Annotated in this window: 18 protein-coding genes and 3 pseudogenes; all 21 read left to right on the top strand. The window is 45.3% G+C overall.

The window, feature by feature from the left end; all coding sequences use genetic code 11:
• Window positions 1–15: 15 nt before the first annotated feature.
• The 21 genes and pseudogenes from A5N84_RS05150 (at window position 16) to groL (ending at window position 17,904) form a co-directional block, all read left to right on the top strand.
• Entirely contained in the window at window positions 16–597 is a 582-nt protein-coding gene (locus A5N84_RS05150) for an SPOR domain-containing protein (RefSeq protein ID WP_072281520.1), read from the top strand.
• Window positions 598–621: 24 nt separating this feature from the next.
• On the top strand, window positions 622–1,317 hold the full coding sequence (locus A5N84_RS05145; RefSeq protein ID WP_072281519.1) for a CvpA family protein: 696 nt from the start codon (window positions 622–624) through the stop codon (window positions 1,315–1,317).
• Window positions 1,318–1,361: 44 nt separating this feature from the next.
• Window positions 1,362–2,095, top strand: a pseudogene (locus tag A5N84_RS13050) (YebC/PmpR family DNA-binding transcriptional regulator).
• Window positions 2,096–2,104: 9 nt separating this feature from the next.
• On the top strand, window positions 2,105–2,629 hold the full coding sequence (gene ruvC, locus A5N84_RS05135; protein WP_072281518.1) for a crossover junction endodeoxyribonuclease RuvC: 525 nt from the start codon (window positions 2,105–2,107) through the stop codon (window positions 2,627–2,629).
• 1 nt (window position 2,630) lies between these two features.
• Window positions 2,631–3,248: a Holliday junction branch migration protein RuvA gene (gene ruvA, locus A5N84_RS05130; RefSeq protein WP_072281517.1), complete on the top strand. Its 618-nt coding sequence runs from the start codon at window positions 2,631–2,633 to the stop codon at window positions 3,246–3,248.
• A pseudogene (ruvB, locus tag A5N84_RS13400) lies at window positions 3,245–4,251 on the top strand (Holliday junction branch migration DNA helicase RuvB). Before ruvA ends, ruvB begins: the two are co-directional and overlap by 4 nt.
• A gap of 142 nt (window positions 4,252–4,393) precedes the next feature.
• The gene (tolQ, locus tag A5N84_RS05120; protein ID WP_143324838.1) at window positions 4,394–5,095 is read left to right on the top strand and encodes a protein TolQ; all 702 of its coding nucleotides are present in this window, start codon (window positions 4,394–4,396) and stop codon (window positions 5,093–5,095) included.
• Window positions 5,092–5,325, top strand: a complete 234-nt coding sequence (locus A5N84_RS12675) for a biopolymer transporter ExbD (protein ID WP_269844297.1) — start codon at window positions 5,092–5,094, stop codon at window positions 5,323–5,325. Before tolQ ends, A5N84_RS12675 begins: the two co-directional genes overlap by 4 nt.
• A 2-nt stretch (window positions 5,326–5,327) precedes the next feature.
• Complete coding sequence (locus A5N84_RS12670; protein ID WP_269844296.1) at window positions 5,328–5,543, top strand: ExbD/TolR family protein; 216 nt, start codon at window positions 5,328–5,330, stop codon at window positions 5,541–5,543.
• 49 nt (window positions 5,544–5,592) lie between these two features.
• Window positions 5,593–6,627, top strand: coding sequence for a cell envelope integrity protein TolA (gene tolA / locus A5N84_RS05110; protein ID WP_072281515.1), 1,035 nt, complete (start codon window positions 5,593–5,595; stop codon window positions 6,625–6,627).
• A gap of 40 nt (window positions 6,628–6,667) precedes the next feature.
• Window positions 6,668–7,801 (top strand): Tol-Pal system beta propeller repeat protein TolB, encoded by a 1,134-nt coding sequence (tolB, locus tag A5N84_RS05105; protein ID WP_233119962.1) that lies wholly within the window; start codon window positions 6,668–6,670, stop codon window positions 7,799–7,801.
• Window positions 7,798–7,941: a hypothetical protein gene (locus tag A5N84_RS11720; protein WP_233119961.1), complete on the top strand. Its 144-nt coding sequence runs from the start codon at window positions 7,798–7,800 to the stop codon at window positions 7,939–7,941. The genes tolB and A5N84_RS11720 overlap by 4 nt, the downstream gene beginning before the upstream one ends.
• 54 nt (window positions 7,942–7,995) lie before the next feature.
• Complete coding sequence (gene pal / locus A5N84_RS05100) at window positions 7,996–8,589, top strand: peptidoglycan-associated lipoprotein Pal (RefSeq protein WP_072281514.1); 594 nt, start codon at window positions 7,996–7,998, stop codon at window positions 8,587–8,589.
• 32 nt (window positions 8,590–8,621) lie between these two features.
• A complete protein-coding gene (locus A5N84_RS05095) occupies window positions 8,622–9,206 on the top strand; it encodes a tetratricopeptide repeat protein (protein WP_072281513.1) in 585 nt (194 codons plus the stop codon).
• 258 nt (window positions 9,207–9,464) lie between these two features.
• The gene (locus tag A5N84_RS12665; protein WP_198923797.1) at window positions 9,465–10,130 is read left to right on the top strand and encodes an NAD-glutamate dehydrogenase domain-containing protein; all 666 of its coding nucleotides are present in this window, start codon (window positions 9,465–9,467) and stop codon (window positions 10,128–10,130) included.
• Between the two features lie 8 nt (window positions 10,131–10,138).
• Window positions 10,139–13,729 carry an NAD-glutamate dehydrogenase gene (locus tag A5N84_RS05090; protein ID WP_198923796.1) on the top strand — a complete coding sequence of 1,197 codons (3,591 nt, stop codon included), beginning with the start codon at window positions 10,139–10,141 and terminating at the stop codon, window positions 13,727–13,729.
• A 62-nt stretch (window positions 13,730–13,791) separates the two neighbouring features.
• Window positions 13,792–14,241, top strand: coding sequence for a hypothetical protein (locus A5N84_RS12660; protein WP_408633839.1), 450 nt, complete (start codon window positions 13,792–13,794; stop codon window positions 14,239–14,241).
• Window positions 14,242–14,246: 5 nt separating this feature from the next.
• The gene (locus tag A5N84_RS05085) at window positions 14,247–15,005 is read left to right on the top strand and encodes a TatD family hydrolase (RefSeq protein WP_233119960.1); all 759 of its coding nucleotides are present in this window, start codon (window positions 14,247–14,249) and stop codon (window positions 15,003–15,005) included.
• A 22-nt stretch (window positions 15,006–15,027) separates the two neighbouring features.
• Window positions 15,028–15,765 carry a tRNA threonylcarbamoyladenosine dehydratase gene (locus tag A5N84_RS05080; RefSeq protein WP_072281511.1) on the top strand — a complete coding sequence of 246 codons (738 nt, stop codon included), beginning with the start codon at window positions 15,028–15,030 and terminating at the stop codon, window positions 15,763–15,765.
• Between the two features lie 152 nt (window positions 15,766–15,917).
• Window positions 15,918–16,205, top strand: coding sequence for a co-chaperone GroES (gene groES / locus A5N84_RS05075; RefSeq protein ID WP_072281510.1), 288 nt, complete (start codon window positions 15,918–15,920; stop codon window positions 16,203–16,205).
• A 56-nt stretch (window positions 16,206–16,261) separates the two neighbouring features.
• Window positions 16,262–17,904 (top strand): annotated as a pseudogene (gene groL, locus A5N84_RS05070) (chaperonin GroEL).
• Window positions 17,905–17,976: the final 72 nt, after the last annotated feature.

Raw genomic sequence — 17,976 nt, 5'->3', positions numbered from 1 at the left:
CTTTTAGGGGAATATATGAATAAGTGGATTGTACGGTTAATCGGGCTTTTTGCGCTTGGGATTGTGGTGTTGATATTTTATGACTATTGGTTTCGCCCTGAGTTGCCTCAGGCGTTGCAAAATGACCGTGTGCGTGTAGAAGTGGCTTCCCCAAATGGGGAGTCTGTAGGGGTGAGTCGTGTGCCTGTTGGGGGAGTATCAACAACACAATCTCCTCAAATTACGCTACTTTCAGCAGAAGGCATTCAAGACAATGGGGGAATGCAACCACAAATAGAGCAGGCAATTGTTGTGGATAAAACGGCACTTGAACCAGTGCAAAATGAGGCTGTGCCCGTACAACTAACGCCTACGCAACAAACGGTTAATCGTGGTGGGGCTTGGTTGCAGGTAGGTAGTTTTGCCGATAGTGAAAATGCTCAAGTTAGACGTGAGCAGATGCTACAAAGACAATGGCCTGCCGAGATTGTTATCGCTGAGGTGCAGGGTAAGCGCTATCATCGGGTGTTGGTGGGTCCTTTGGCGCCTAGTGATGTGCCTAATTATTTGAATGTGCTGAAAAGTATGGATATTAATGCGCGAGAAATTACGCGCTAATTGTGCTTTAGGTGAGGATATGCAATGGAAGATTTAAATTGGTTGGATGCGGTGTTATTAGCAGCGCTGGTTATATCAGCGTTGGTGGGGCTGGCGCGTGGGTTGGTGCGCGAGGTGCTGTCTTTGCTGGCGTGGTTTGTGTCAATTTATGTGGCGTGGTATTTTGCTGAGTTGGTGAGTCAGCGCTATGTGCATCATTTTATAAATGATAATTTAATTAGTTATATTGCTGCTTTTGGCGGAGTGTTTTTGTTATCGCTTTTTGCAATTGGATTGTTGAATTTATTGTTGGCACAATTATTTAGTCGTGTGGGTTTAAGCGGGGTTGACCGTGTGCTGGGTATGGTGTTTGGAGGAGTGCGTGGGCTGTTAATTGGAGCGTTGTTGGTGTTTTTTGGTTCGTTTACACCGCTTAAGCATGAATCAATGTGGCAAAATTCGCAACTTGCGCCAACTTTTATGAGTTTGGCGCAGTGGGGTGGGCGCTATGTGCCAGATTATGTGGGACGGTTTTTTCGTTCTGATACCTCTAAGGCGGTATTAAGACCTTATGAACCTGTGGCGCGTGAGATGGTGCTAGAAACAGAGCGAGGGGTTATCAGGCGCCCTAATATTACGTCTGAGGAAAATTTTTTACCGCAACAACAGGTTGCGCCGCTGTCTTTGGAGTCGGTGCAGGATTTAGATGAACCAACACTCAGATTAGAATCAGTGCAGTAGGGATTAAAATTTTTTGATGTTTTTTAGTTTTAAGTGAGGGAGTTATGGCAGGTCATAGTAAATGGGCAAATATTAAACACAAAAAAGCAAAGGAAGATGCAAAGCGTGGCAAGGTGTTTACGCGCTTGATTCGTGAATTGACGGTTGCAGCACGCCAAGGCGGTTCAGATGTGGATTCTAATCCACGTCTTCGTTTGGCCATCAGTAAGGCGCAGGCGGAAAATATGCCTAAAGATACGATGGAGCGAGCGATTAAACGGGGGGCAGGTGAGCTAGAAGGGGTGCAAGTAGAGGAGATTCGTTATGAAGGCTATGGCGCTGGGGGGGTGGCGATTATGGTCGATTGTTTAACGGATAATAAAAATCGTACCGTTGGTGAGGTGCGCCATGCTTTTTCTAAGGCAGGCGGTAATTTGGGAACAGCTGGTTCAGTGGCTTTTCAGTTTAATGAGCGTGGTGTGTTGTTTTTGAGCAGGTGGAAGATGATGAGGCGCTTTTAGAAGCAGCTTTGGAGGCTGGTGCTGAGGATGTGGTGTTAGAAGAGGGGAGTGTGGAGGTGTTAACTGCCCCTGAAAATTATGCCGCAGTCTATGAGGCGCTATGTGCCGCTGGATTTACCCCTGATGATAGTGAGGTTACGATGCGTGCAGATAATCTATCTCCTGTAAGCTTGGAGGATGCCGATAAGGTGATGCGCTTGATTGAGCGTTTGGAAGAATTAGATGATACGCAAAATGTCTATACCAATGCCGATTTCCCAGATGAGTTTGAGGGGTAGGCGGTTTTTGTGGCGCGAACAATTCGCATTTTAGGAATTGATCCTGGTTCGTTGGTAACAGGCTATGGGATTGTTGATGTGTGCGGGGCTCAGTCGCGCTATGTTGATAGTGGTTGTATTCGTTTGGCAAAAGAAGAGATGCCTGTGCGTTTGATGCAAATTCATCAGGGCATTGAGTGGTTAATTGAGCACTATCAGCCACAAGAATTTGCGATTGAGTCTATTTTTGTGCATAAAAATCCCAATTCAGCGCTGAAGTTAGGGCAGGCGCGTGGGGTGGCTATTTGTGCGGCGGTTTTGGCGCAGTTGCCTATCTCTGAATATTCAGCGCGTAGCATTAAGCAGGCGGTGGTTGGTAAGGGCAGTGCAGAAAAATCCCAAGTGCAACATATGATTAAAATTCTTCTTAATCGTACTGGGACAATTCAAAGTGATGCAGCAGATGCGCTAGCAGTTGCGTTAACCCATGGACACCATCTGCAAACCCATAAACGTCAGCAACAGGCAGGCTTAGAATCGGCTTGGGAGTGGTAAGATGATTGCATATTTGCAAGGCAATGTTGTATATAAACAAGCCAATAGCTTGATTATCAATGTCTCTGGTGTGGGCTATGAGGTGAGTGTGCCGATTGCGCTGATGGCTCAAGCGGTGGTGGGACAGGTATTTGAGCTGTTTATTCATCATAATGTGCGTGAAGATGGGCATTTTTTGTTTGGTTTTCAATCTTTTGAGCAAAGACAGTTATTTCGTGAGCTTATCCGCGTGAGTGGAATTGGCCCTAAATTGGCGTTGTTGATTTTATCTGGCTTTAGCGTTGAGGCGTTGGTGGAGATTATTCGCGAACAAAATAGTGCGGCGTTAATCAGTTTGCCAGGGATTGGGAAAAAAACTGCTGAACGCTTGCTCATAGAATTAAATGACCGTGTGGGGAAAGCCTTTATAACGCCTAGTGTGAAAGTAAGTGGTTCAATATCATCGTCTAATCTTGCCGTAAAAGACAGTGAAGAGGCATTGATAGCGCTTGGCTATAAACCTGCCGAGGCGGCGCGGCTTTTGGAAAAAGTATTGGAAGACTATGAAGATGGAGCGCTAGTGGCGGCGGATACATTGCTTAAAAAAGCGTTGCAATACAAATTTAAGAGTAGACGATGATTGAATCTGACCGTTTAGTGCAGGCAGGGTTGAGCGCTTTTGAAGAACAAAGCGTGGAGCGGGCGGTGCGTCCTAAGCGCTTGGCAGAATATATTGGTCAGGCGGATTTAAAAGCGCAATTGGGAATTTTTATTCAGGCAACAATGGCGCGCAAAGAGGCGCTTGACCATGTGTTGTTATTTGGCCCACCAGGGTTAGGGAAAACAACTTTAGCCAGCATTATCGCAGCTGAATTGGGGGTCAGTTTGCGCCAAACTTCAGGGCCAATATTGGATAAAGCAGGGGATTTGGCGGCAATTTTGACCAATCTAGAAGCGCATGATGTGTTGTTTATTGATGAAATTCATCGATTATCGCCTGCCGTTGAAGAGGTGCTTTATCCTGCCATGGAAGATTTTCAAATTGATATCATGATTGGCGAAGGTCCTGCTGCGCGCTCAGTGAAATTAGATTTGCCCCCCTTTACTTTGGTAGGCGCAACCACGCGTTCAGGACTTCTAACCGCGCCATTGCGCGATAGATTTGGCATTAGCATCATCTGCAATTTTATTCGCACGAGGAATTAACCGCTATTGTTAAACGTGCTGCCACACTATTAAATGTGCGCATTGAAGAAGGTGGGGCGCGCGAAATTGGTAGACGCGCGCGAGGAACGCCACGCATTGCAAATCGTTTATTGCGTCGTGTACGTGATTTTGCGCAGGTGCGCGGTGAAGGGGTGATTACACAAACCATGGCAGACCAAGCGTTGGCACTGCTAGCCATTGACGCCGTGGGTTTAGATGAATTAGATAGGCGATTGTTACACCGCATTATTGAGCATTTTGGTGGTGGGCCAGTGGGGTTAGATACATTGGCAGCCAGTGTTGGCGAGGAAAAAGGCACGCTGGAAGATGTGGTTGAACCCTATTTAATTCAACATGGATTTATTCAACGAACCCCAAGAGGACGCATGGCAACAGCCAATGCTTATCAGCATTTGGGATTGATTATGCCAAACTAATTTTTAATGTCGGTAATGCACTCTAATATTGGCGCTCAATCGGTTAAATTATTTAAACGCTCTCTATTTTGCGCAATGGCTGTGATATGATTTAGAGGTTTAAATTAACCATAAGTTAATAACATTAATTAAGGATATAACCTTGCAACAGCAGTTTTCTATTATTCATTTAATTGCCCAAGCCAGTTTTTTTGTACAGTTCTTAATGGCAATGTTGTTTTTGATGTTTGTCATCACACTGTTTTACACTGGCAAAAAATGGACGCAATTTAAGCGCTTATCTTTTAAAAACAAACGCTTTGAGCAATCGTTTTGGTCAGGCTCAGATTTGCAAGCCTTATTTGAGCATTACAATAAAAAAGAAAGCGAAAGCACAGAAGCAATCTTTGTGGATGGATTTCGTGAGTTTCTGCAATTCAAAAACAGTCAATTAGAAGACCCAGATGCCATTGTGCATAATTGCCGACGTGCGATGGAATCGGCGCTTAACCGCGAGGTGCACTATCAAGAAAAAGGTTTGGCACTGTTAGCGACTTTTGGCTCTTCTGCTCCCTATATCGGTTTGTTAGGGACAGTCTACGGCATTATGAATTCATTTATTGCCATTAGTGGGGCGCAACAAACAAGTATTGCAAGCGTAGCGCCTGGGATAGCAGAGGCTTTGATTGCAACGGCTATTGGATTGTTAGCGGCAATTCCTTCAGTATTGGCATATAACTTCTTTATTGCGCGTTCTGAGAGTTTGAGCGTGGATTATGAGTCTTTTATTGAAGATTTTTCTAATTTACTACAACGCCAAATTTTATTGGCGCGTGAAAAAATCAAGCGTCAACCTAAATCATGATGAAATTACGTCGTAGACATCGCCATAAACGCGTTAAAGCAGAAATGAACGTCGTGCCTTATATCGATGTGATGTTGGTGTTGTTGGTGATTTTTATGATTGCCGCCCCCTTGATTAATCAGGCCATTGAAATTGATTTGCCTCAATCAAGCGCTGAGCAAGTGGTTTTGGATGAAAATGACCCACAGCCTTTGGTTTTAAGTGTTGACCCTCAGGCTATTATTTTTTAAATTTGGCGCCTAATCCTGCTCAAGCCTTGAGTGCGCAAGAAGTGGTAGCGATTGCAAATGTGCTAATCCAACAACAGCCCCAGCGCTTAGTATTAGTGCAAGGGGATGCCAATGTTTCCTATGAAAAAGTTATTACTGGCATTGGTTTATTGCAACAGGCGGGCGCCCCTAAGGTAGGGTTGTCCACACAAGCACCAGAGGAAGCTCCTGCGTTATGAAACGACGACAATTAAGAGCCTAGGGGAAAATATTGTTGGGCTTATCAGCGTGGGATTGGCTTTAAGCGCGATGAGCGCATTTTTTTGGTCTAACCGTGATGTGGTGTTGTCGGCCTCTGGGGGGAGCGCTGACGAGATAGCGCAAACTTCTGAGATAAAAGCCATTGAGGCGACAGTAGTGGATGCAGCGCAGTTGCAAGCGCAGTTTGAAGCGATTGAACAACGCAAAATTGCTGAGGAAAAAGCGCGTTTAGCGGCGATTGCTAAGGCAGAGGCGGAGAAGAAAGCGGCGCAAGAAGAGGCAAAGCGTCAAGCAGAGGCGGCAAAGCAGGCTAAAATTGAAGCGCAGAAAGCCAAAGAAGAGGCGTTGGCAGCAGAGCGTCAGGCGCAGGCAGAGCGCGCTAAAAATGAAAAAATTGCACAAGAGAAAAAAGCTGCTGAACAAAAAGCGCAGGCTATCGCAAAAGAGAAGGCGCAGTTAGAAGCTAAACAAAAAGTTGAGGCAGAAGCTAGACAAAAAGCCGAGAAAGAGGCAAAAGCAAAAGCCGAGAAAGAGGCAAAAGCAAAAGCCGAGGAAGAAGCGAAGCGCAAGGCGGAGCAAGCAAAGAAACAAGCCGAAGCAGAAGCGAAAAAGAAAGCTGAGGAAGAAGCAAAGAAAAAAGCCGAAGCGGAGGCGAAAAAGAAAGCTGAGGAAAAACGTAAAGCAGAAGAGGCGGCTGCCAAAAAATTAGCCGAATTAGACCAGCCATCGCTAGGGGATACGCTTAATAGCCTAAATGATGGGGCAGAAAAAGCTAAAGCGGATGCCTTGAAAAATTTTATTGGCGCATTTGGGAATAAAATGAAATCACGCTGGAAACTATTGCCCAATGTGCCAAATAATATCAAAGTGGAATTATTTGTACGCTTTGCGCCAAATGGACAACTGACTGAGGTGCGTGTGACGCGCTCTAGTGGAAATTATTCTGCCGATGCGGCAGCAGTAGAAACGGCTTATGCTTCTGCACCTGCACCGATGCCACGCAATCAAGAAGCAGCGCAATTATTGGTCAAAGAAGGGGCGATTATTGTATTTACGCCTTAAAATAGATTGATTGTTAAATGGTTATAAATAGGGGGAGATGATGATAAAAGGTTTGAAAACACTAGTACTAGCGCTTTTATTGCCGACAACTTTGGTAAGCGCTCAGGTGGTTATTAATGTTAGTGGCGCGCAACGTGTGGCGCGTCCAATTGCGATTTTGCCAATTAGTGGCGACCCTGGTGTGCAGATGGATTTTATTATTGCCAGTGATTTGCATAAAACTGGGCTATTTCAGCCGTTAGCGCCTGAAAGTTTTGCAGCGATGCGTCCAAATTCACCACAGGAAATTGATTATGCAGCATGGCAGGCTTTGGGGGCTGATTATTTAGTATTGGGAAGAATGTTGGGGAATAATATTGCTGGACAGTTTGTGTTAAGTGATGTGCCTGTTGCAAATGTTTTGGCAAATGAGGCGGTGAATGCGCGTGATGCAAGGCAGGTTGCTCACCGTATGGCGGATAAGATTTTAGAGCGTTTGACAGGGGTTCAAGGGTCGTTTGCAACGCAGTTGGCGTATGTATTGGAAAAAGATTTGGGACATGCACGCCAATATTCATTGGTGATTTCTGATATAGATGGAGCAAATCGTCGCGAGATTTTTACGCATAATCAACCAATTTTATCCCCTGCATGGTCGCCTGATGGGCGTCAGATTGCTTTTGCGACGTTTAATAATCATCGCGCGCAGATTGTAATTCAAGATGTTGCAAGTGGGGCGCAACGAGTGGTGGTACAAGGGGATGGGATTAGTGGCGCGCCAGCATTTTCACCCGATGGACGGGCATTGGCCTATGTGCAATCGCACGATTCTAATCCTGATATTTATGTGATGAATTTGGCTAGTGGCGCGGTTTCGCGTATTACACAACATGCAGGCATTGATACTGAGCCGACGTTTTCACCTGATGGACGTAGTATTTATTTCACTTCTGATAGAGCTGGAAAACCACAGATTTATCGCCGTGATATTAACGGCGGTGCAGAGCGTGCGGTGGTTGGTAATGGTTATCAGGCAAATGGTGATTTATCGCCTGATGGGCAATCAATGGTGTTAACGCGTCAATCAGGCGGTGGCTTTCAAATCGGATTGTATGATTTGGCAAGCGGACGTTTTGAGACATTAACCAGCGGTAGTTTGGATGAAGGAGCAAGCTTTTCTCCCAATGGCAGATGATTGTCTATGCAACTCGTGAAAATGGGCGTTCGGTATTGCGCATGATTAATCGTTATGGTGAGGTGGCGCAAACGCTTTCTGACCCAGCAGGAGGTTGCGTGACCCTGCTTGGGGTCCTGAGCTTAAGTAGGTTGGCTTAGATAGGTTAAAAGAAAGTTTTTGCAATTTTAAATGTTTAATCAATAGGATATGTTATGAATTTTAAAGCAGGTTTGGGTTGTTTGGTATTGAGTTTGGCGTTGTTTGGCTGTAGCAAGCCGTATGAATTGGAAAATGCAGACGCAGGCGCTGTTGCTGGAGATGTGGGAATGGTTAATTCAACGGGGTTGTATGGCGCTAATCCTTATCAGTCAGCAGGGGCGTTTGGCATAAATAGTAATTATACGGGCAATAGTGGGTTAGGGGATTTTTATCAAGACCCGATGTATGGGGTGAATGTGATTGGAGGCCCTAGCGGTACGGAACGCGATAGAGTGGTTTATTTTGCCTTTGATAGCAGTAATATTGATTCACGTTCTGAAAATGTGATTCGTGAGCATGCCAATTATTTGCGTAGTCATCCGCAAACCATGGTGGTTTTAGAAGGTCATACGGATGAGCGCGGAACGCGTGAATATAATATTGGCTTGGGTGAGCGTCGTGCCTATTCGGTGAAAAGCTATTTGCAAGCCGCTGGCGTAAATCCACAACAAATGCGTGTGTTGAGTTATGGAGAAGAGCGTCCTGCGGTGTGGGGGACAGATGAATTAAGTTATGCAAAAAATCGCCGTGTGGTCATTATCTATTAAGAGAATAAAAACGCATAAAAAGGAGTTTTGTGATGGCTAAGCTATCTATGGTGGGATGTTTGGTGGTGATGGGATTGTTGACAGGGTGCGCTACTCAGTCAGCTCCTCTTGAGCCTAAGGTGGATTCTCAGGGGCAGTTATTGCAGGAATTAACGCGTCGTGTGATTGGATTGGAGCAGGAGCAAAATGCGCTGAAGGCTCAGGTGGCGACTCTGGCAGAATATGCACGCTTGCCTACTGGTGTGGCGGTGGTGCCAGTAACGCGTGCAGGGGCGGCAGCTTCTGCTGTAGCGGCTGGAGGAGAATTTGATGCGGCGCTTAATCTTTATCGCGCTGGGGATGTGGCGCAGGCAATTGCGTTATTTGAGCAGTTTTTAAATACAACACAATTGAACGATGTGCGTGTGCCTTTGGCGCAATATTGGCTAGGCGATGCGTACTATACGCAACGTAATTTTGAGATGGCGAATCGCTTGTTGGCGACGTCTTTGAAAAATAATCCAAATAGCGATAAAGCGCCGATGGCATTGGCGAAATTGATTGAGTCTCTACGGGCATTAGGACGTACTGCAGATGCAGAAGCGTTGGCACAATATGGCGTGCAGGCGATTCAATGATATTGGGATGCACTGAGTAAAAAGAAATCAAAAGGTAGGGTTTCCTGCCTTTTTTGTAAATTTATTAGCCAATTTTTAGCGGAGAAAATAAGGAGATGGGGTAGGCGTATTATTTTATGGATTATTGTTTTAGTGTGTTTGTAAAAATGTGTTCTAAGTTTTGAAAAAATGACTAAAGAAGAATTGGGGTCTATTTAAACTGGGCTTTACTGGGCATTAATAGACCAAGATAGATTAAAAATATAAAAGAGGAGAAAAATGATGATGACATTAGCACAGCGATTAACAGAGATTATTGATTTGGCAGCGCAGTCAGTTGCACCACAAGAGCAGGAATTATTGAACGATTTTGCGCGTTTGTATTTTCGCCATTTGGCAAAAGATGATGCAAAATCATTAAGTAATAGGCAGTTAAGTGGAGCTTTGCTGACGCATTTTGAATTGTTAAAACAATACGATAAAACAGCGCCGATGATTCGGGTGTTTAATCCTGTTGAGGAGGAAGATGGGTTTTCCAGCACGCATACGGTGGTAGAGTTAGTAGTTAAAAATCGTCCGTTTTTAATTGATACGTTGTTATTAACTTTGCACCGTGCAGAGATTGCGATGCACTATTTTTGGCATACGATTATAGATGCCTCGTTTCAAGAGGGGCATTTGGCGATGATTGCGGAGGTGGAGCGCTCAGATGAACAGCATTTATCGGTGATTTATTGTGAGATTGAGCGCTTGCCTGAGGTGCAAAATCGGCTTGAGGTGGCGCAGTTATTGAAGGATAAAATTGCACAGCTGGATTTGGTGATTGGGGATTGGGGGGCGATGGAAATGCAGTTGCGCGAGATTAAGTCGCAGTTTAAGGCGCAAGTTGAGGCGCAACAGTCGCTTGAGTTGCTTATGCGCCTAAGGATATTGAGGCATTTTTAGATTGGATTTTGGCGGGGAATTTTACTTTCTTGGGCTATCGCGAATATAAGGTTACGCAGGAAGGGTTGTACCGCGTGGGGGGGAGTGGTTTGGGATTGTTGCGCAATGAGAAAGAGGATAAGGCTTCGCAGAGTTTTAATGAGTTGCCTGTTAATTTGCGTGAGATTATCACTTATCCGCGAGGATTGTTGTTGTCTAAATCTAGCCAGATTGCGCCTGTGCATCGTGATGTTTATATGGATTTTTTGGGTATTCAGCAGTTTAACGCGCAAGGCGAGGTGGTGGGGGAGCATCGTTTTATTGGGCTTTTAACCGCCAGTGCTTATCATTTGATGCCTGAGCAGATTCCGCTGTTGTGCGATAAGGTCAATGCGGTGTTGGTGAAGGCGCAATTGCCAAAGGATGGCTATGCTTATAAGCGTTTGCGGGTTATTGTGAATCAAATGCCGCGCGATGATTTATTTCAGGCTTCTGTGGCGAGTTTGTATCAAACGGCAATGGGGATTTTGCATTTGCATGATCGCAATCAGGTGAAGTTGTTTGCGCGTGTGGATGATTATCAGCGCTTTGTTTCGGTATTGGTGTATGTTCCGCGTGAGAAATATCATACGGCGTTGCGTCTTAAGATGAGTGAGATTTTGCTTAAAGCATTTGCTGGGACATCGTTGGAGTTTAATACGCAGTTTAATGAGGGCAATCATGTGCGGGTGCACTTTCATGTGCGTACGGTTGCAGGTGAAATTCGTGCATTTGACTTAGCGGAGATTGAGGCGGAACTAGCGGCAGCGGCGCGTGATTGGAGTGATGATTTTGCTCAGCAGGCGCAGGCGATTTGTGGGGAGCGTGAGGGGGGGCAATTGGTCAGTCGTTTTGCAACTAGATTGCCTGTGGGATATCGTGAGCGCTTTTCAGCACAAGCGGCGGTTAAAGATATGCAACGTTTAGCGGCTTTGTCTGTAGAGGGGATTGGAACGTATTTGTATCGCGCGGTGGGGGAGGTCTCTAATGTGTTGCATTTGAAGCTTTATGGTCGTGATGAACCTGCGGTGTTGTCGAAGGTGTTGCCAATGCTGGAGGATTTTGGTGTGTCGGTGCGTGCGGTGTATCCGTATGAATTCCATGATATGCAGGGGCAAAGATTTTGGTTGCAAAGCTATGATTTGGTTGGCGCGCAGGCAGTAGATATTGAAGCGGTGCGTGCGCAGGTTGAGGAGGGTTTGCAACGGATATGGTCGGGGGAGGTTGAAAGCGATGGCTTAAATGAGTTGGTGCTAACAACAACGCTGGATGTTGAAGATGTGGTGATTTTGCGCGCACTGGGTAAATATATGTTGCAGGCTGGTGTGCCGTTTTCTATGGCTTATATTCAAAATGTATTGCTGAATAATCGTGAGATAACGCAATGGCTTATACGCTTGTTTAAGGCACGTTTTGCGCCTGATTTTAAAGCAGAGCAGAGTGCAGAAGATGAGGCGGTTTCGGCGATTGAATCGGCGTTGGCTTCGGTTAAAAGTTTGGATGAGGATAGAATTTTTCGCTGGTATTTGACTTTACTATTAGCGATGGTGCGTACCAATGCTTTCCAGCGTCGCGCTGATGGAGGGCATAAGGGGTATTGGTCGTTTAAATTTGCTGCCAGCAAAATTGAGCAGTTGCCTAAACCAAGACCAATGTTTGAGATTTTTGTGTATTCACCGCGTGTGGAGGGGGTGCATTTGCGTGGGGGGAAAATTGCAAGGGGCGGTTTGCGTTGGTCTGAGCGTTTGGAGGATTTCCGCACGGAGGTGTTGGGGCTTGTTAAAGCGCAAATGGTGAAAAATTCGGTGATTGTGCCTGTGGGGTCTAAAGGTGGTTTTGTAGTTAAAACGCCGATAACTTCGCGTGAGGCGTTTTTGCAAGAAGGGAAGGCATGCTATCAGACGTTTATTCGTGGATTGTTAGATATTACAGATAATTTGGTTGATGGCGTGGTGGTTGCGCCGAAGGATACGCGTCGTCATGATGAAGATGATCCTTATTTGGTGGTTGCCGCGGATAAGGGGACGGCAAGTTTTTCTGATTTGGCCAATGCGGTTGCCGCGGAATATGAGTTTTGGCTGGGAGATGCGTTTGCTTCGGGTGGTTCGGCAGGTTATGACCATAAAGAGATGGGGATTACCGCGCGTGGGGCTTGGGAATCGGTGAAGCGCCATTTTCGCATGATGGGAAAAGATATTCAAAATGAGCCGTTTACGGTGATTGGCATTGGGGATATGGGTGGAGATGTATTTGGTAATGGAATGTTGTTGTCGCGCAAAATTAGGTTGTTGGCTGCCTTTAATCATTTGCATATTTTCATTGACCCTAATCCAGATTGTGAGGGGTCTTATGAGGAGCGCGCACGGTTGTTTGCGCTACCGCGCTCAAGTTGGGCGGATTATGAGAAGAAGTTGATTAGTGAGGGCGGTGGGGTGTTTTCTCGTCAGGATAAGTCCATTGCGATTACACCAGAGATGCAACGTGTTTTTGATATTGAGGAAACTCAATTGACGCCCAGTGAATTGATTCAAAAATTGCTCAAAGCGCCTGTGGAATTAATTTGGAATGGCGGTATTGGAACTTATATAAAACATAGTGCGCAATCGCATGCTCAGGTAGGGGATCGTGCAAATGATGCGTTGCGTGTTGATGGCGTGGCGGTGCGTGCTAAGGTGATTGGTGAGGGGGGTAATTTGGGGATGACGCAATTAGGGCGGATTGAATATGCGCTAAACGGTGGGCGTCTATACACTGATGCTATTGATAATTCCGCTGGAGTTAATTCCTCTGACCATGAGGTGAATATTAAGATTTTGCTCAATAAGGTGGTTGAGCAGGGCGATTTAACGCATAAACAGCGTAATGAGTTGCTTGAGTCGATGACTGATGAGGTGGCACAGTTGGTATTAAGGCAAAATTATCTACAGCCACAAGCTATTGAGATGAGCGCGATGCGTGCTGAGGCATTGCTTGAGCATGTGCATTTGCTTAAGTTTTTAGAAGGCGCGGGGCGCTTGGAGCGCGCGATTGAATATTTGCCTAATGAAGCGAGCATTGAAGCGCGTTTGCAAGCACGTCAAGGGTTGACTAATCCTGAGTTGGCGGTGTTACTCGCCTATAGCAAGATGTGGTTATACGATGAATTGTTGGATTCAGATTTGCCCGATGAGGCGTATTTTATCCAAGAATTGGTGCGCTATTTTCCTAAGCCTTTGCGTGAGAAATTTGCTCAGGCAATGTTGCAGCATCGTTTACACCGCGAAATTATTTGTACTCATTTAACCAATGATTGGGTAAATCGTATGGGGATGACTTTTGCCTTGCAAGCGATGGAAGAAACAGGGATGCCTGCAGCAACGATTGCGCGGGCATATGTGGTTGCAAGAGAAGTATTTAATGCCAATACCTATTGGAATCAGTTAGAGGCATTAGATAATCAGGTTGCTGCGGATGTGCAGATTGAATTGGCTGTGTCAATTCAGCAGTTGTTAGCGCAGGCGGTGTTTTGGTTTTTGCGTAATGCATCACCTTTAGAAGTTGCCAGCACAATTGAGCATATGCCGTTCAGGTTGAGCATTTAACCGCTCAAGATGGATTTTTTGCGCGCTATTTTGCGACAACTTTACAAGAAGCTATTGTTCCTTTGCTAGATAAAGGATTGTCTGAAGCACAGGCGCGAGGATTTGCAGCGTTGCCATTGTATGGACGCGTGTTGGAGATTGTGTGGATTGGGAATAAAACACAAATGGAAGTAGAGCGGGTAGCGCCATTTTATTTTCAAGTCCTAGAGCGCTTGCATGGACAGTGGTTGCTTGCCCAAATTCAGGCGCTACCTGCCAAAGATTATTGGGAAAGACGCGCAAAAATGGCGCTTTTGTCCAATGTTGATGGATTATTGCGTACGGTGGTGGTGGCGTTGTTGCAAGAGGGGTCAGCACAAGAGCATTTTTCAACTTGGATAACAACACATCAGGAGCTTTTAAAACAGATAGATTCATTGGTGGTCACACTTCAGGCGCGCGAAACATTAAATTTAGCGACGTTGTCCGTGTTATTAGCAGAGATGGCAACGCTAGGAGTAGTCAGTAGATGAGGCTAATGGATACGCATTGCCATCTGGATTATGTGATTGAGGCAGGGAAAACACACAGCTGGGCGCGGGCACAGGAGGTGGGCGTAAAGCGTGTGTTGATTCCCGCGGTGGCAAAAAGTAACTGGGCGCGTCTTGCGCAATTGGCAGAAGAAACGGGCTGTTATGCGGCTTATGGTTTGCACCCTATTGCGCAAGATGAGCATAGTCAAACGCATTTGCAAGAGTTAGAACGCTGGATTAAAACCTATCCCACTTTGGCAATTGGTGAATGTGGATTGGATTATGCTATTGAAGCAGATAGGGCGCTACAACGTGAATATTTTGCTGCCCAGCTTGACCTTGCGGTGCGCTACGATTTGCCTGTCATCGTGCATGCGCGTAAGTCATTAGACGAGGTGTTGCAGATGGTGCGTAGATTTTCTGGGGTGCGTTTTGTGGTGCATAGTTTTACTGGCTCTAATCAGCAGTTAACGCACTTATTGGATTTAGGCGGATATATTGGGGTAGGGGGCACCTCCACTTATGAGCGCGCACAACGTTTGCGTCGACAGTTGGCAGAGGTTGAAGCCTCACGCTATTTATTAGAAACCGATGCGCCTGACCAACCAATTTGTGGTTTTCAAGGGCAAATCAATGAACCTGCAAAGGTGCTCGCTGTGGCGCGCACTTTGGCGCAATTGCGTCATGAGTCTGTCGATGAAATTGCACGCCAAAGCTGGCACAATAGCGCCCTTTTTTTTGCATTGGACAGGCAAGGCGTATAAAGACAATAGTTCAGGAGGAAAAGTGCCAACACCACAGGCAAGAACAACAATTTTATTAGGCGAAAAGGGTGTGCAAATGCTGGCTGACAAAACGGTGATGGTGGCAGGGCTAGGCGGTGTGGGCGGTTATTGCGCTGAAGCTATTGCGCGGGCAGGCGTAGGGCGCATGATTATCATCGACCATGACGTAGTCTCACCCTCTAATTTAAATCGTCAACTGCTGGCATTGCATAGCACCTTGGGGGAGAAAAAAACGCAGATAATGAAACAGCGTTTATTCGATATTAATCCTAATTTAGAATTAATAGTGGTCGATGAATTTATTCGTGCGCAATCAGCAGAAGATGTTTTGGAAAAATATCAACCTGATGTGTTGGCTGATTGTATTGATTCAATAGCTTGTAAAGCAGCTTTGGTTTATCAAGCACAACAACGCAATGTCGCGGTTATTTCTGCCATGGGTGCGGGTAATCGTGTGGATGTCAGTAAAGTACGTTTACGCACGCTTAATCAAACCAGCGGTTGTCCATTGGCACGTGAATTGCGCAAAGCGCTTAAAGAATTGGGAGCAAATTTGCGCTATCCCGTGGTGTTTTCTGATGAACCCCGTCGTCAACCTTTGTCCCATCAACCGATTACGGGCGCTGAATCGGGGCGTGCGCGCGCAGTTAATGGCACAATTTCTTATCTGCCAGCATTATTTGGTTTCATGATGGCGGGCTATATTCTCAATCAGTGGATTGAACCTGTGGAAGCATAAAAGGATTGTGGTTAATTTTATTTAATAAGAATCTGCCTTGAAATTTCAATGCCCAACCCAATAAATGCTGGTAAGTTTAATTTGCCTGATTGAAGGCGCTTAACTTAATTAGATTGTTAACTAAACTTTTTTCTTATCATTAGGAGTAAATTATGAATCTTCGTCCATTGCATGATCGTGTAATTGTTAAACGTGAAGAAGAAGAGAAGACCACAGCAGGGGGTATTGTGCTTCCTGGTAGCGCAGCGGAAAAGCCCTCACAAGGCAAAGTGGTTGCTGTAGGAGAAGGTAAGTTGCATAAAAATGGCGAGCGTACCCCTCTTTCAGTCAAAGAAGGAGACACGGTATTATTTGGGAAATTTAGCGGTAGTGAAGTGAAAGTTGATGGTGAGGAATACATCATCATGCGCGAAGACGAGATTTTTGCAATCGTAGGCTAAGCAATACGCGCTTTCGATTCAATAGAGTTTTATTTAAGAATTTAGGAGTAATAAATATGGCAGCAAAAGATGTACGTTTTGGACAAGACGCGCGCAATGAAATGCTTAAAGGCGTGAATATTCTTGCTAATGCAGTAAAAGTAACCTTAGGCCCTAAAGGGCGTAATGTGGTATTGGATAAATCATTTGGTGCGCCAACAGTTACCAAAGATGGTGTTTCTGTTGCAAAAGAAATTGAGCTTGAAGATAAATACCAAAACATGGGCGCGCAAATGGTTAAAGAAGTCGCCTCACAAACAAATGACGTGGCAGGAGATGGAACCACTACTGCAACCGTTTTGGCACAAGCGATTGTAACTGAAGGGTTAAAATCTGTTGCAGCAGGCATGAACCTATGGACTTAAAACGTGGGATTGATAAAGCAGTAGTTGAAGCGGTAAAAGCATTACAAGCCATGTCTGTGCCTTGTGAAGACCATAAATCTATTGCACAAGTCGGCACAATTTCTGCTAACTCTGACCACACTGTAGGCGATAAAATCGCTGAAGCAATGGAAAAAGTAGGCAAAGAAGGTGTGATTACTGTCGAAGAAGGTCAAGGCTTAGAAGACCAGTTAGATGTGGTTGAAGGCATGCAGTTTGACCGTGGCTATTTGTCGCCTTATTTCATCAATAATGCGCAAAATCAAAATGTTGAGTTGGAAAACCCTTACATTTTATTACATGATAAGAAAGTTTCTAATATCCGCGATATGTTGCCAACTTTAGAAGCGGTTGCTAAATCAGGTCAGCCATTATTGATTATTGCTGAAGATGTAGAAGGCGAAGCGTTGGCAACATTGGTCATTAACAGCATGCGCGGAATTGTTAAAGTAGCAGCGGTTAAAGCGCCTGGTTTTGGGGATCGTCGTAAAGCCATGTTAGAAGATATCGCCATTTTGACTAATGGTCAGGTGATTTCTGAAGAATTGGGTATGACGTTGGAATCTGTTGAATTATCACAATTAGGAACTGCAAAACGCGTCGTTGTAGGCAAAGACAATACAACCATTATTGGGGGTAATGGCTCAGCAGAAGCAATTAATACGCGCGTTGAAACCATTCGTAAGCAAATCGAAGATTCTACTTCTGATTATGACCGCGAAAAACTACAAGAGCGCGTAGCAAAATTAGCAGGTGGGGTTGCGGTGATTAAAGTTGGCGCAGCAACTGAAGTGGAAATGAAAGAGAAAAAAGCACGTGTAGAAGATGCCTTACACGCCACGCGTGCAGCGGTTGAAGAAGGCATTGTGCCAGGCGGTGGTGTAGCATTAATTCGCGCGCTTACCAAAATTGCTGAACTTAAAGGCGATAACTATGACCAACAAGTGGGCATCGATATTGCGCGTCGTGCCATGGAATATCCATTGCGTACAATTGTTAGCAACGCAGGCGGAGAGCCAGCAGTTGTCGTAGATAAAGTTAAAGCCTCTAATGGAAATGATGGCTTTAATGCGGCAACTGGGGAGTATGTCAATATGGTTGAGGCTGGCATTATTGACCCAACTAAAGTAACTCGTAGCGCCTTGCAAAATGCTGCTTCAATCGCTGGATTAATGATTACCACAGAAGCGATGGTTGCAGAAATTCCTAAAGAAGAACCCGCAATGCCTGATATGGGCGGTATGGGTGGAATGGGAGGCATGGGCGGCATGATGTAAGCCCAAGCCTGCCGATACGCTAATTATTTAGCGTACAAAAAAGCCAACAGTTTTTACTGTTGGCTTTTTTTT

The sequence above is a fragment of the Rappaport israeli genome, assembly GCF_001888055.1.
GTDB classification, from domain to species: Bacteria; Pseudomonadota; Gammaproteobacteria; order Cardiobacteriales; family Cardiobacteriaceae; genus Rappaport; species Rappaport israeli.
The sequence above is the reverse complement of the archived record's forward strand: the minus strand, read 5'-3'. Positions and strand labels throughout refer to the sequence as shown.

Excerpts from the sequence above, each read along its gene's own strand:
- A5N84_RS11720 (WP_233119961.1), top strand. The coding sequence starts at position 7,798 with ATGATTGTCTATGCAACTCGTGAAAATGGGCGTTCGGTATTGCGCATG.
- A5N84_RS05095 (WP_072281513.1), top strand. The coding sequence starts at position 8,622 with ATGGCTAAGCTATCTATGGTGGGATGTTTGGTGGTGATGGGATTGTTG.
- A5N84_RS05145 (WP_072281519.1), top strand. The coding sequence starts at position 622 with ATGGAAGATTTAAATTGGTTGGATGCGGTGTTATTAGCAGCGCTGGTT.
- A5N84_RS05085 (WP_233119960.1), top strand. The coding sequence starts at position 14,247 with ATGGATACGCATTGCCATCTGGATTATGTGATTGAGGCAGGGAAAACA.
- A5N84_RS05150 (WP_072281520.1), top strand. The coding sequence starts at position 16 with ATGAATAAGTGGATTGTACGGTTAATCGGGCTTTTTGCGCTTGGGATT.
- A5N84_RS12675 (WP_269844297.1), top strand. The coding sequence starts at position 5,092 with ATGATGAAATTACGTCGTAGACATCGCCATAAACGCGTTAAAGCAGAA.
- ruvA (WP_072281517.1), top strand. The coding sequence starts at position 2,631 with ATGATTGCATATTTGCAAGGCAATGTTGTATATAAACAAGCCAATAGC.
- tolB (WP_233119962.1), top strand. The coding sequence starts at position 6,668 with ATGATAAAAGGTTTGAAAACACTAGTACTAGCGCTTTTATTGCCGACA.
- groES (WP_072281510.1), top strand. The coding sequence starts at position 15,918 with ATGAATCTTCGTCCATTGCATGATCGTGTAATTGTTAAACGTGAAGAA.
- A5N84_RS12665 (WP_198923797.1), top strand. The coding sequence starts at position 9,465 with ATGATGATGACATTAGCACAGCGATTAACAGAGATTATTGATTTGGCA.
- pal (WP_072281514.1), top strand. The coding sequence starts at position 7,996 with ATGAATTTTAAAGCAGGTTTGGGTTGTTTGGTATTGAGTTTGGCGTTG.